14 protein-coding genes are annotated in these 12,118 nt (G+C 71.5%); 10 read left to right on the top strand and 4 right to left on the bottom strand.

The annotated features are described in order from the left end of the window. Positions 1 to 372: 372 nt before the first annotated feature. The gene (locus ABT123_RS14165) at positions 373 to 1,701 is read right to left on the bottom strand and encodes a nicotinate phosphoribosyltransferase (RefSeq protein ID WP_351313121.1); all 1,329 of its coding nucleotides are present in this window, start codon (positions 1,699 to 1,701) and stop codon (positions 373 to 375) included. Between the two features lie 95 nt (positions 1,702 to 1,796). Here ABT123_RS14165 and clpS point away from each other — a divergent pair, with 95 nt between their 5' ends. From clpS to ABT123_RS14120, 9 genes are all read left to right on the top strand, one after another. Further along, complete coding sequence (clpS, locus tag ABT123_RS14160; RefSeq protein ID WP_351313119.1) at positions 1,797 to 2,111, top strand: ATP-dependent Clp protease adapter ClpS; 315 nt, start codon at positions 1,797 to 1,799, stop codon at positions 2,109 to 2,111. Then, positions 2,111 to 2,725, top strand: a complete 615-nt coding sequence (locus ABT123_RS14155; protein WP_351313117.1) for a DUF2017 domain-containing protein — start codon at positions 2,111 to 2,113, stop codon at positions 2,723 to 2,725. The genes clpS and ABT123_RS14155 overlap by 1 nt, the downstream gene beginning before the upstream one ends. A 356-nt stretch (positions 2,726 to 3,081) precedes the next feature. Continuing rightward, positions 3,082 to 4,563, top strand: coding sequence for an amino acid permease (locus tag ABT123_RS14150; RefSeq protein ID WP_351313115.1), 1,482 nt, complete (start codon positions 3,082 to 3,084; stop codon positions 4,561 to 4,563). Between the two features lie 80 nt (positions 4,564 to 4,643). Beyond that, positions 4,644 to 5,066, top strand: a complete 423-nt coding sequence (locus tag ABT123_RS14145; RefSeq protein WP_351313113.1) for a M67 family metallopeptidase — start codon at positions 4,644 to 4,646, stop codon at positions 5,064 to 5,066. A gap of 99 nt (positions 5,067 to 5,165) precedes the next feature. After that, entirely contained in the window at positions 5,166 to 5,279 is a 114-nt protein-coding gene (locus tag ABT123_RS14140) for a putative leader peptide (RefSeq protein ID WP_351313111.1), read from the top strand. A gap of 114 nt (positions 5,280 to 5,393) precedes the next feature. Next, complete coding sequence (locus ABT123_RS14135; protein ID WP_351313109.1) at positions 5,394 to 5,672, top strand: MoaD/ThiS family protein; 279 nt, start codon at positions 5,394 to 5,396, stop codon at positions 5,670 to 5,672. Next, positions 5,672 to 6,622 (top strand): PLP-dependent cysteine synthase family protein, encoded by a 951-nt coding sequence (locus ABT123_RS14130; protein WP_351313107.1) that lies wholly within the window; start codon positions 5,672 to 5,674, stop codon positions 6,620 to 6,622. Before ABT123_RS14135 ends, ABT123_RS14130 begins: the two co-directional genes overlap by 1 nt. Before the next feature lie 573 nt (positions 6,623 to 7,195). Beyond that, positions 7,196 to 7,642, top strand: a complete 447-nt coding sequence (locus ABT123_RS14125) for a DUF7144 family membrane protein (RefSeq protein WP_351313105.1) — start codon at positions 7,196 to 7,198, stop codon at positions 7,640 to 7,642. After that, the gene (locus ABT123_RS14120; protein ID WP_351313103.1) at positions 7,639 to 9,003 is read left to right on the top strand and encodes a DUF2254 domain-containing protein; all 1,365 of its coding nucleotides are present in this window, start codon (positions 7,639 to 7,641) and stop codon (positions 9,001 to 9,003) included. Before ABT123_RS14125 ends, ABT123_RS14120 begins: the two co-directional genes overlap by 4 nt. On the opposite strand, the gene ABT123_RS14115 is transcribed toward ABT123_RS14120, so the two are convergent. Next, on the bottom strand, positions 8,942 to 9,304 hold the full coding sequence (locus ABT123_RS14115) for a DUF488 domain-containing protein (RefSeq protein ID WP_351313101.1): 363 nt from the start codon (positions 9,302 to 9,304) through the stop codon (positions 8,942 to 8,944). The genes ABT123_RS14120 and ABT123_RS14115 overlap by 62 nt on opposite strands. Beyond that, a complete protein-coding gene (locus ABT123_RS14110) occupies positions 9,301 to 9,714 on the bottom strand; it encodes a hypothetical protein (protein WP_351313099.1) in 414 nt (137 codons plus the stop codon). The genes ABT123_RS14115 and ABT123_RS14110 overlap by 4 nt, the downstream gene beginning before the upstream one ends. A 263-nt stretch (positions 9,715 to 9,977) precedes the next feature. Here ABT123_RS14110 and ABT123_RS14105 point away from each other — a divergent pair, with 263 nt between their 5' ends. Next, positions 9,978 to 10,730, top strand: coding sequence for an MBL fold metallo-hydrolase (locus ABT123_RS14105; RefSeq protein WP_351313097.1), 753 nt, complete (start codon positions 9,978 to 9,980; stop codon positions 10,728 to 10,730). Between the two features lie 73 nt (positions 10,731 to 10,803). Here ABT123_RS14105 and ABT123_RS14100 read toward each other — a convergent pair whose 3' ends face one another. Then, a complete protein-coding gene (locus ABT123_RS14100) occupies positions 10,804 to 12,069 on the bottom strand; it encodes a PTS transporter subunit EIIC (RefSeq protein WP_351313095.1) in 1,266 nt (421 codons plus the stop codon). Positions 12,070 to 12,118: the final 49 nt, after the last annotated feature.

Below are 12,118 nucleotides of genomic sequence, written 5' to 3'. Positions count from 1 at the left end.
TCCCGCTCTCGCCCCCCCCCGCGGGGGGCCCCCCCGGGGGGGGGGGCCCGGCGCCCGGGCGGGGCTCGGGGCGGAGCCCCCGGGCGGGCCGGGCCCCGGCGTCCCGGGCGGGGCTTGGGGCGGAGCCCCGGTGTCGGGTGCCGGGCGAAGCCCGGGCACCCCAGGGGCGCGGGGCGGAGCCCCACAAGCGGGGTCCGGGGCCGCAGGCCCCGGTTTCGGGAAGGGGCGGGGTGGGGGAAAGGCTCCGCGCAGCCGCAGCCGCAGCCCCGCCCCCGCAGCCCCGCCCCGCCCCCGCAGCCCCGCCCCGGCCCCGCAGCCCCGCCCCGGCCCCGCCGGCCCGCCCCGCCCCCGGTGCCCGCCCCGCCGGGAGGGCTAGGCGTACTCCGTCGGGATGACGGCGTCGCCCCGCGACAACTGTGTCGCCGACAGCGGCAGCCCCGCCCGCGCCCCCCGGTGCCGCTCCCGCGCCGCCTCCAGTGGCTCACGGGCCACCACCTCGCCGCCCTTCACCAACTGCACCAGCAGCTGCTCGCCGGCCAGCGCGGCCGGCACCGGCCCGGTGCCGATCACCTCCGCCTCCGCCACGCCCTCCGCGTCCCGGCGCCGCGCCGCCCACTTCCGGCCGCCCACCGAGGTCTTCCCGCCGGTGGACCTCTTCGCCACCGGCTGCAGCGCCGCCTTCGGGTCCGCGGACGTCGCCCGCGCCACCAGCTTGTAGACCATCGAGCACGTCGGGTGCCCGCTGCCGGTCACCAGCTGGGTGCCCACCCCGTACGCGTCCACCGGCGCCGCCGCCAGCGAGGCGATGGCGTACTCGTCCAGGTCGGAGGTGACCACGATCCTCGTGCCGGTCGCGCCCAGCTCGTCCAGCTGCTGCCGCACCCGGTGCGCGACCAGCAGCAGGTCGCCGGAGTCGATGCGGACCGCGCCCAGCCCGGTGCCGGCCACCTCCACCGCCATCCGGACCGCCTCGGCGACGTCGTACGTGTCCACCAGAAGAGTGGTTCCGCTGCCCAGCGAGGCCACCTGGGCGGTGAACGCGTCCCGCTCGGTGTCGTGCAGCAGGGTGAACGCGTGGGCCGAGGTGCCGACCGTCGGGATGCCGTACCGGAAGCCGGCCGCCAGGTCCGAGGTGGAGGTGAAGCCGCCCACGTACGCCGCCCGCGAGGCGGCGACGGCCGCCAGCTCGTGGGTGCGCCGGGCGCCCATCTCGATCAGCGGCCGGTCGCCGGCCGCCGAGGTCATCCGGGAGGCCGCCGCCGCGATCGCCGAGTCGTGGTTGAGGATCGACAGGATCACGGTCTCCAGCAGCACGCACTCCGCGAAGCTGCCCTCCACCCGCAGCACCGGGGAGCCGGGGAAGTAGACCTCGCCCTCCGGGTAGCCCCAGATGTCGCCCGAGAAGCGGTACGAGGAGAGCCAGTCCAGGGTGCGCATATCGACCACGGCCCGGTCCCGGAGGAACTCCAGCACCGCGGAGTCGAAGCGGAAGTTCTCCACCGCGTCCAGCACCCGCCCGGTGCCGCCCACGACCCCGTAGCGCCGTCCTTCGGGCAGTCGTCGGGTGAACACCTCGAAGACCGAGCGGCGGTCGGCGGTGCCGTTCGCCAGGGCGGCCTGCAGCATCGTCAGCTCGTAATGGTCCGTGAAGAGCGCTGTCGACGGCACGTCCACCGGCAGGCCCAGGTCCGCAGGGTTCATGGCATGGATGCTAGCACGCATTTCGTCAAACTGACGAGAACCTCGGCGCGCGTCGAGGACCCCCGTTTGTGCGACGGGCCGGTCACGGTGGCAGCATGGGACAAGTGAGTGTTGCTCCCATTGAGATCGAACGCACCGAATCGGCTGAAGAGACCGCCGCGGTTCCCGAACCGGATGTCCCCTGGGTGACCCTGGTGCACAACGACCCGGTCAACCTCATGAGCTATGTGACGTACGTGTTCCAGGCGTACTTCGGCTATACCAAGGACATCGCGCACAAGCTCATGCTCGACGTCCACCACAAGGGGCGGGCGGTCGTGTCCAGCGGCACCCGCGAGGAAATGGAGCGCGACGTGCAGGCCATGCACGGCTACGGCCTGTGGGCGACCCTCTCCCAGGACCGCACCTGATGGGCGGGACGTTCGCGCCGCTCAAGGGCGGCGGCGCCGCCGTCGCGCTGGACGAGATCGAGATCTCGATCCTGCGCTCCCTCGCCGTCCAGCTGCTGGAGCTGATCGGCCCGGGCGAGCCCGAGCCGGCCGCCGACGCCGACCCGCTGGCCGCGCTGATCGCCTCGGTCGAGGAGGGGCCGACCGAGCCCCCGTCCGACCCGGCGCTGGCCCGGCTGTTCCCGGATGCGTACGGCGGACCGGCCGCCGGGGGCGGGGACGAGGGCGTGGACCCGGCCGAGCTGAAGGCCCGGTCGGCGGAGTTCCGCCGGTTCACCGAGAACGACCTGCGCAGCCGCAAGCGCGAGGACGCGCTGGCCGTCGTACACAGCCTGAACGGGCTCAGCCCGGCCGGGGACGGCGGGGCCGTGCTGGAGCTCACCGGGGAGCTGCCGCTGCGCTGGCTGGGGGCGCTGAACGACCTGCGCCTGACCATCGCGGCCCGGCTGGAGATCACCCAGGACGAGGAGAGTGCGGAGCTGCTGCGCCTGCCGGACGAGGATCCGCGCAAGCCGATGGTGATGGCGTACCTGTGGCTGGGCGGCCTCCAGGAGACCCTCATCGAAACCCTCTGAGGCAACTCCCGGGGGCGTCCGCCATTGGTGTTCCGTTGGCGCTCCATTGGCGTTCCGTTCGCTCAGCGGACGCTCAAATCCGGATAACGATCAGATCACCACGTTGTGGTGATCTGTCGTATTTCGGAGCCCTTGATCCACTTTCTCTGTGCCCTGCGTCACATTCGGTACCTTCGATCACCCGTAAGCCCGTGATAAATCTTCACGACCGCCGACGGACGCCACCCCTGTCCTCTCGGCGGCGCTTGAACCGGCTGATCGCCGGCGTGCAACTCCAATCCGTTTCCGGGGGGATCGAGGACCCGATCCGCAGCCATCTGAAGGCGCGGACCGGCGTGGAGAAAGGCGCACCAAACATGACCTCTGTGCAGGTCGAGAAGAACGAACGCCCGGCCGGCGACGACGCCGCAGCGGGTGACGGCTACCACCGCACACTCGGCGCCCGCCAGATCCAGATGATCGCCATCGGCGGCGCCATCGGCACCGGGCTCTTCCTGGGCGCGGGCAAGGCCATCTCGAAGGCCGGTCCGAGCCTGATCCTGGCCTACGCCATCGCGGGCCTGGTCATCTTCTTCATCATGCGGGCCCTGGGCGAGCTGCTCATGTACCGCCCGGTCGCGGGTTCCTTCTCGGACTACGCCCGCGAGTTCATCGGCCCCTTCGCGGGCTTTGTCACCGGCTGGACGTACTGGCTGTTCTGGGTGGTCACCGGCATCACCGAGGTGACCGCGGCAGCGCAGTACATGTCGTACTGGACCCACGACAGCTTCCCGCAATGGGCCTACGCGCTGATCTTCACGGTCATCCTCTACGGCGCGAACCTGATCTCCGTGAAGCTCTTCGGTGAGCTCGAGTTCTGGTTCTCCATGGTCAAGGTCACGGCCATCGTCGGCATGATCCTGATCTGCGCCGGCATCCTCACCATCGGCTTCTCCGACGCCGCGGACACCGCGACCGTCTCCAACCTGTGGAACGACGGCGGCTTCTTCCCCAAGGGCATCGGCGGCACGCTGATGACCCTGCAGATCGTGATGTTCGCCTTCCTCGCGGTCGAGCTGGTCGGCGTCACCGCCGGCGAGTCCAAGGACCCCGAGAAGACTCTCCCCAAGGCCATCAACACCGTGCCGTGGCGGATCGCCGTCTTCTACGTCGGCGCGCTGATCATGATCCTGTCGGTCGTGCCGTGGACGCACTTCCAGCCGGGCGTCTCGCCCTTCGTCGCCGCCTTCGAGCGGATGGGCCTCGGCGTCGGCGCCGCCATCGTCAACTTCGTGGTGCTGACCGCCGCCCTGTCCTCCTGCAACTCGGGCATGTACTCCACCGGCCGGATGCTGCGCGACCTCGCGATGAACGGCCAGGGCCCGAAGTTCTTCAAGCGGCTCACCAAGAACGGCACCCCGCTGCTCGGCACCACCTTCTCGGCCTCGCTGATGCTGGTGGGCGTCTGGATCAACTACGTGGCGCCCGGCAAGGCCTTCGACTACGTCGTCTCCTTCGCCACCATCTCCGGCATGTGGGCCTGGATCATGATCCTGGTCTGCCAGCTGCGCTACCGCGCCAAGGCCGACCGCGGTGAGCTCCCCGCCTCCACGTTCCGCGCCCCCGGCGCCCCGTGGACCAGCTGGTTCGCCCTGCTCTTCATCGGCATGGTGATCGTGATGATGGGCGCCGACAAGGACGCCAGGGTCTCGCTGTACTGCGCGCCGCTCTGGGGCCTGCTGCTCGCCCTCGGCTACTTCTTCCTGTGGATCGGCAAGGACCGCACGCCGGAGATCGTCGGCAAGACCGGCCCGGCGGACACGGCCGAACCGGTCGACAAGGCCGGCCGGAGCGCGTAACTCCACGCCCCTGTCCAGCATCCGGGCCCTCCCGTACCACTCCTCGGTACGGGAGGGCCCGGATGCTTATCCTGTCGCTCATGCTGACCCTCACCCAGGCCCTGTACGACCAGATCGTCGAGCACGCCCGCAAGGACCACCCGGACGAGGCGTGCGGCGTCGTGGCCGGCCCGGTGGGCACCGGCCGTCCCGAGCGGTTCATCCCGATGCTCAACGCCGCCCGGTCGCCCACGTTCTACGAGTTCGACTCCAAGGACCTGCTCAAGCTCTACCGCGAGATGGACGACCGGGACGAGGAGCCCGTCATCATCTACCACTCGCACACCGCGACCGAGGCGTACCCCTCGCGCACCGATGTCACGTACGCCAACGAGCCCGGCGCGCACTATGTGCTCGTCTCGACGGCGGACACGGACGGCTCGGGCGAGTTCCAGTTCCGCTCGTACCGCATCGTGGACGGGGTCATCACGGAGGAAGAAGTGCAGGTCGTAGCGGAGTACTAAGCCGGTATTGAGCCGCTCTCGCTCAACATGTGAACGTTTTGGGTCCACCATCCAAGACGACACTCCATCCGGGTGACCGGGAATCGTTACGATGCCCGCATGGTTTCCCACGACGTGAGCACCGATACGCCCGGCGGCAGGCAGCTGCTGCTCGTGGCGCGGCTGCACGTCGACCTGTGCCGCCTCGCCAGCGCGATCTGTCCCGCTGCCTGAACCGCCGCACCACCCCCAGCACCACAGCCCCGTTCGCGCAGGGGCGCTTCAGCCGCGCGCGCCCGCCCGCTCTCCAGCACTCCAGCCCTCCAGCCCGATTCAGGAGCCACAGCCATGGCCATCGAGGTCCGCATCCCCACCATCCTCCGCACCTACACCGACGGCGAGAAGGCCGTCACCGGTGAGGGCGGCACGCTCGCCGAGCTGTTCGCCGACCTGGAGACCCGCCACACGGGCATCGAGGAGCGCATCGTCGACGGAGGCAAGCTGCGCCGCTTCGTGAACGTCTACCTCAACGACGAGGACGTCCGCTTCCTCAACGGCATCGAGACCAAGCTCGCCGACGGCGACAGCGTCACGATCCTCCCGGCCGTGGCCGGCGGCTCGAAGTAATGCGGTACGACTCCCCCCTGGCCGCGGTCGGCAACACCCCGCTGGTCCGCCTGCCGCGGCTGTCGCCGTCCGCGGACGTCCGCATCTGGGCGAAGCTGGAGGACCGCAACCCGACCGGCTCGATCAAGGACCGCCCGGCGCTGCACATGGTCGAGCAGGCGGAGAAGGACGGCCGGCTCACCCCCGGCTGCACCATCCTGGAACCCACTTCGGGCAACACGGGCATCTCCCTCGCCATGGCCGCGAAGCTCAAGGGCTACAAGATCGTGTGCGTGATGCCGGAGAACACGTCGCAGGAGCGCCGTGACCTCCTGGCCATGTGGGGAGCCGAGATCATCTCGTCGCCGGCGGCCGGCGGCTCGAACACCGCGGTCCGGGTGGCGAAGGAACTGGCGGAGCAGAACCCGTCCTGGGTGATGCTCTACCAGTACGGCAACCCGGACAATGCGGGCGCGCACTACGCCACGACGGGCCCGGAGATCCTCGCGGACCTCCCCTCCATCACCCACTTCGTGGCGGGCCTGGGCACCACCGGCACGTTGATGGGCGTGGGCCGCTACCTGCGCGAGCACAAGCCGGGAGTCAAGATCGTCGCGGCCGAGCCGAGGTACGACGACCTGGTCTACGGCCTGCGCAACCTGGACGAGGGTTTCGTCCCGGAGCTCTACGACGCGTCCGTCCTGACCTCGCGCTTCTCGGTCGGCTCCGCCGACGCGGTGACCCGGACCCGGGAACTCCTCCAGCAGGAGGGCATCTTCGCGGGCGTCTCCACGGGCGCGGCGCTGCACGCGGCGATCGGCGTCGGCCGGAAGGCGGTCGCCGCCGGCGAATCCGCGGACATCGTGTTCGTGGTGGCGGACGGCGGCTGGAAGTACCTGTCGACGGGCGTCTACACGGCGCCCACCACAGAAGAGGCCATCCAAACCCTCCAAGGCCAACTCTGGGCCTAACCCACCCCCCGGCCCGCCCGGCCCCGCGGGCCCCCGCCCGGCGGGCCGGAGCCCCCGCCGGGCCCAGCCCAGCCCTAGCGGGGCCCAGCCTGGCGAGCCCCGCCTTGCCGGGCGCACCACCGGGCCCCCGCCCGGCGGGAGCGGGACCTTCGCCCCGGACCTGCCGCCTCGGCCGCGCGGCTCGCCGCCGCCCGCGGCTGGCCGGCCGGCTCGGCCGTGGCACTGTTCGGCCCCCGGCCCGGACCACCGGCTTCGGTCTCGCCGCGGTCCGGCTTGGCCTCGGGCCGGGCGTGCGGAGGGCAAGCCCGGCCGGCCTTGCCCTCCCAGGCTCAGCCCGGCCCGGCGGGGCCGGGTGCGTGCCCGCGGCTCCCCAGGGCGCGGCCCCGGCCGCCCGTGCGGCCCCAGCCCGGCCCGGCGGGGCGCCCGCCCGGCACGGCCGAGCTCGCCGCCGCCCGCGCCGGGCCCCGCCCGGCCTGAGCGGGGGTCACCCGTTTGGGTCTCTGTGGTCGCCGTTTGCGGCAGCCTGTCGCACGCTCGGAACCGACCGGTTTCCCGCCACAGGAAGGTGGCGCCATGAGCACCACACCGGGCAGCGCACCCACCGCAGCCCCGACGCCCCGCCCCGGCCCCGCCAACGCCTGGGCAGTCGGCGGCACGCTGTTCGCCGGCGTTCTGCTGACCGTCATGGGAGTCTTCTCGATCTTCGAAGGCATCGCAGCCCTCGCGAACGACGAGGTCTACCTGCGCGTCGGCGACTACGTCTTCAAAGCCGACCTCACCACCTGGGGCTGGATCCATCTGATCCTCGGCATCCTGGCCCTCGTCGTCGGCTTCGCCATCCTCAAGGGCGCCTCATGGGGCCGGATCGCCGGTATCGTCCTGGCCGCCCTGTCCGCGATCGCGCACTTCCTCTGGCTGCCCTACCAGCCGGTCTGGGCGCTCATCGCGATCGCCATCGCCGTCTTCATCATCTGGGCCCTGTGCACCAACAACCCCGACCAGGAGCCGGCCAAGCAGTGAGGCGCCGGCCTCCCGTCGGCACCGGACACGAGCACCGCGCCCGCAGGCTCCGCAGCCATGTGGCTGCCCTGACCGCCGTCGTGGCGGGCGCGGTGCTCGGCTGGGCACTGCCGCGGTGGGAGCGCCACCTCCCGGTGGACGGGCTCGACTTCGACGCCGGCACGGCCCAGGCCACCCTCGCGGCCATCGCCGCCAGCATGATCACCCTCGCCGGGTTCGTGGTCACCGCCATCACCCTGGTCGTGCAGACCATCCAGTCCCTCTCGCCCCGACTGGTCGGCGCACTCGGCCACTTCGGCCAGTACCTGCTGGTCTTCGGGCTCCTGGTGGGCACCGCCCTCTACGCCCTGGTCGCACTCAGCGGCATCGACAGCGACGAGCCCACCCCGCGCCTCACCGTCACCTTCGCCATCGTCCTCGTACTGGCGGCCACCACGGCCGTGGTCTTCTTGCTCTCCGCACTGCAGACAGCGGTGACCCCCGCCGGCCTCTCCCGCGCCGTCGCCGACGGGCTGCGCGAGGCCGTCGATGCCGTCTACCCACCCGGCGACCCCGAACCCGATGGGGACCAGGAAGCGCGCCACCACGGCCCCCGAACCGCCGTCCGGCACCTCGGCACCCCCGGAGTGATCCGGTCCGTCGACGAGAAGGGCCTGACCCGGCTCGCCGCCGCCCACGACCTCCGGATCGAGCTGTGCGCCGTCGTCGGGGACTTCGTCTCCTACGGACAGACCCTGGCCCTGTTCACCCCGCCGCACAAGCCGCAGCCGAAGCTGGACCGGCAGATCGCCGGCTGCCTGCACCTCGGCACGGTCCGCACCATGGAACAGGACCCGCCCTTCGGACTGCGGCTGCTCGCCGACATCGGCATCCGCTCCCTCTCCCCGGCCGTCAACGACCCCACCACCGCCGTACAGATCCTGGACCAGATCACCGACGCCCTGACCCGGATCTCCGGACGCCCCCTGGGCCCCGCCCTGCTCACCGACCCCGACGGCGTCCCCCGGGTCCTCTGCTCCGCCCCCCACTGGACGGACCTGCTCACGCTGGGCCTCGACGAGATCATCCTCTACGGCTCGGCCCACCCCCAGGTGGTCCGCCGCCTGCACGCCGCCCTGGACACCCTGGAGGCCACCGCCCCGCCCGTCCGGGCCGCGGCCGTCGCCGGCCACCGCCGGGCCCTGGAGCGGCTGGCCGCCGCCCACTTCGAGGACCCGCTGCTGCGCACCCTCACTGCCACCCCCGACCCCCAGGGCCTCGGCGGCCCGCCCCGCCCCGGACACACCGGCACCGCCACCGCTACGACGGCCCCGCCAACACCTCCGCCAGCACCGCCGCGTGGCTCTGCCCCGGCTCCTTGACCGCGGTCAGCAGCGTCACCGTGCCCGCCGCGGCCAGCGCCCGCAGGTGCGCCAGCGCAGCCTCCGCCTCGGCTCCCGCCCCCGCCAACTCCGCCTCGTACCGGCTCCGGAACTCCTCCCACGAGCCCGCCCCGGAGTGGTACCACTTCCGCAGCTCTGCGGACGGCGTCAACACCTTCGGCCACTCGTCCACCTGCGCCTCCGCCTTCGCCAGCCCGCGCGGCCACAGCCGGTCCACCAGCACCCGTACGCCGTCCGCCACCGGGTCCGGCGGCTCGTACACCCGCCGCAGCCGGATCATCGCCCGCCTCCCAGTCCCTTCACCTCGTCCCACACGGCCGGGTCCAACTCGCCGACCCGCCGCCGGAACTCCCACACCGACACCTCGATCGGCCGGTCCGCCTCCAGGAACCCCGGACGGCCGTGGACATCCCCTTCCCCACCCGGCGGGAGCGGGATCACCCCGGGCCGCTCGTCGTGGTACTTCGTGGTGATCCGCGCGATCCGCGCCCGGTGCGCCCGTACCGACAGCACCAGGCAGGGCAGATCGTCGTCCAGCCGCCAGATCTCGCCCGGCCGGGGCCGCGGCTCGGGGCCCGGTCCGTGCCGCACCCGGGCCGGCGGCGGGGGAGCGGGGCGGCGGCCCGCGACCAGCACGACGAGGGCAACAGCCACCACCGCGGCGACCGCAGGCCACCACGACGTGTCCATGCATCGACCGTAACCGCGCCCGCACCACACGGCGCGACAAGGCGCGCCGGACCGCGTGCCCGACCGGACGCCCGACCGCACGCCGGACCGCGTGGCAACCCGGAACGGCCCGTCGCTCCCCCGGGTGACACCACAGGTGAGTTCCCCCACAACGGCCTGCCGCGGAGGAGCGACCGGACCTTTCGCGCCTTACGCTCGACCCACGCACGGCGCCGCGCATCCGTCGCTTCCGTCCACGGACCGTCCACGGAGGTTCCTGCTCCATGAAGCTCACCGTCGTCGGCTGCTCGGGCTCGTTTCCCTCCGCGGAATCGGCCTGCTCGAGCTACCTCGTCGAGGCCGACGGCTTCCGGCTGCTCCTCGACATGGGCAACGGCGCCCTGGGCGAGCTGCAGCGCCACAGCGGTCTCTACGACCTCGACGCGATCTTCCTGAGCCATCTCCACGCCGATCACTGCATCGACATGTGCGGATACTTCGTGGCCCGCTACTACCGCCACGACGGCGGCCGTTGCGGCACCATCCCCGTCTACGGGCCGGAGGGCACGGAGCGGCGGCTGACCACGGCGTACGAGGACGTGCCGAACGAGCGCGCCATGAGCGAGGTCTTCGACTTCCGCACACTGAAGTCCGGGGCCTTCGAGATCGGCCCCTTCCAGGTGCGCACCGAGCGGGTCGCGCATCCGGTCGAGTCGTACGGCATCCGCGTCGAACACGGCGGCCGGGTCCTGACCTACTCCGGGGACACCGGCGCCTGCGCCGAGCTCGGGCTGCTCGCCGAGGGCGCCGACCTGTTCCTCTGCGAGGCCTCCTTCACGCACGGCAAGGAGGACATCCCGGACCTCCACCTCAACGGCCGCGAGGCCGGCGAGTACGCCCGGAGCGGCAACGTCGGCCGGCTCCTCCTCACCCACATCCCGCCGTGGACCGACCCGGGCCGGAACCTCGCCGATGCCCGCGCGGTGTACGGGGGGCCGGTCGAGCTGGCGTCCCCGGGCGCGGTGTACGAGGTCTAGGTCTGCTTACGGCGAAGCCCCCGCCCTCCCGGAAGGGAGGGCGGGGGCTTCGTACGTGCGCGATACGCGGGGCCTACTTGGCCTCGGCCTTCTGGAGCTCGGCCAGCTCCTCGTCGGACTCGCGGCCCGGCGTGGGGAGGTTCCACTTGAGGATCGCGAAGCGGAAGATCGCGTAGTAGACCGCCGCGAAGCAGAGGCCGACCAGGACGAGCATCCATGGCTTGGTCGCGATACCGAGGTTCAGGAAGAAGTCGATCGCACCGGCGGAGAAGCCGAAGCCGTCCTTCATACCGAGGGCCCAGGTCAGTGCCATCGAGACACCGGTCAGCACGGCGTGCACCGCGTACAGCACCGGGGCGATGAACATGAAGGTGAACTCGATCGGCTCGGTCACACCGGTGACGAAGGCGGTGAGCGCGAGGGAGAGCATCATGCCGCCGACGATCTTGCGGCGCTCGGGGCGGGCGCAGTGGACGATCGCGAGGCAGGCCGCCGGGAGGGCGAACATCATGATCGGGAAGAAGCCGGTCATGAACTGTCCGGCGGTCGGGTCACCCTCGAGGAAGCGGGCGATGTCGCCGCTCTTGCCGTTGTACTCGCCGGCCTGGAACCAGGGGAAGGAGTTCAGCAGGTGGTGCATGCCGACCGGGATCAGCGCACGGTTGGCGACACCGAAGACGCCCGCGCCGACCGCGCCGGAGCCGACCAGCCACTCACCGAAGCCGTGGATTCCCTTGCCGAGGATCGGCCAGATGTAGCCGAACAGGATGCCGATGAACAGACCCGCGAAGGCGGAGAGGATCGGGACCAGTCGGCGGCCACCGAAGAAGCCCGCCCAGTCCGGCAGCTTGGTGCGGAAGAAGCGCTGGTAGAGCAGCGCGACAACGATGCCCATCACGACACCGCCGAGGACCTTGGCGTCGACCGGGGCTTCCACCAGGACGACCTTGTGGTCGACCACCTTTTCGACCTTCGGCAGGCTCGGGTCGGTGAAGGTCGCGAGGACCTTCTGGAACACCAGGTAACCGGTGACCGCGGCGAGCGCGGTCGAGCCGTCGGCCTTCTTCGCGAAGCCGATCGCGATGCCCACGGCGAACAGCAGCGCCATGTTGCCGATGATCGCGTCGCCGCCCGCCGCCATGTACGTGGCGATCTTGTTGATGAAGTCGGGCAGCGAGTCCCTGCCGAGCATGTCGTTCTGGCCGAGGCGGATCAGCAGGGCGCCGGCGGGGAGCACCGCAACGGGGAGCATCAGGCTGCGACCGATGCGCTGCATGACAGCCATCGCGGCGGAGCCCTTCTTCTTCTCGGCCGCCGGGGCAGCGCTAGCCGTGGTCACAACTTCCTCCAGTGGGCAAGGCGCCGCCAGGGGACATGCAGAAGGGGGG

The organism is Streptomyces sp. NPDC002054, assembly GCF_040296685.1.
Taxonomy (GTDB): domain Bacteria; phylum Actinomycetota; class Actinomycetes; order Streptomycetales; family Streptomycetaceae; genus Streptomyces.
The sequence above is the reverse complement of the archived record's forward strand: the minus strand, read 5'-3'. Positions and strand labels throughout refer to the sequence as shown.

Excerpts from the sequence above, each read along its gene's own strand:
- ABT123_RS14165 (WP_351313121.1), bottom strand. The coding sequence starts at position 1,701 with ATGAACCCTGCGGACCTGGGCCTGCCGGTGGACGTGCCGTCGACAGCG.
- clpS (WP_351313119.1), top strand. The coding sequence starts at position 1,797 with ATGGGACAAGTGAGTGTTGCTCCCATTGAGATCGAACGCACCGAATCG.
- ABT123_RS14155 (WP_351313117.1), top strand. The coding sequence starts at position 2,111 with ATGGGCGGGACGTTCGCGCCGCTCAAGGGCGGCGGCGCCGCCGTCGCG.
- ABT123_RS14150 (WP_351313115.1), top strand. The coding sequence starts at position 3,082 with ATGACCTCTGTGCAGGTCGAGAAGAACGAACGCCCGGCCGGCGACGAC.
- ABT123_RS14145 (WP_351313113.1), top strand. The coding sequence starts at position 4,644 with ATGCTGACCCTCACCCAGGCCCTGTACGACCAGATCGTCGAGCACGCC.
- ABT123_RS14140 (WP_351313111.1), top strand. The coding sequence starts at position 5,166 with ATGGTTTCCCACGACGTGAGCACCGATACGCCCGGCGGCAGGCAGCTG.
- ABT123_RS14135 (WP_351313109.1), top strand. The coding sequence starts at position 5,394 with ATGGCCATCGAGGTCCGCATCCCCACCATCCTCCGCACCTACACCGAC.
- ABT123_RS14130 (WP_351313107.1), top strand. The coding sequence starts at position 5,672 with ATGCGGTACGACTCCCCCCTGGCCGCGGTCGGCAACACCCCGCTGGTC.
- ABT123_RS14125 (WP_351313105.1), top strand. The coding sequence starts at position 7,196 with ATGAGCACCACACCGGGCAGCGCACCCACCGCAGCCCCGACGCCCCGC.
- ABT123_RS14115 (WP_351313101.1), bottom strand. The coding sequence starts at position 9,304 with ATGATCCGGCTGCGGCGGGTGTACGAGCCGCCGGACCCGGTGGCGGAC.
- ABT123_RS14110 (WP_351313099.1), bottom strand. The coding sequence starts at position 9,714 with ATGGACACGTCGTGGTGGCCTGCGGTCGCCGCGGTGGTGGCTGTTGCC.
- ABT123_RS14105 (WP_351313097.1), top strand. The coding sequence starts at position 9,978 with ATGAAGCTCACCGTCGTCGGCTGCTCGGGCTCGTTTCCCTCCGCGGAA.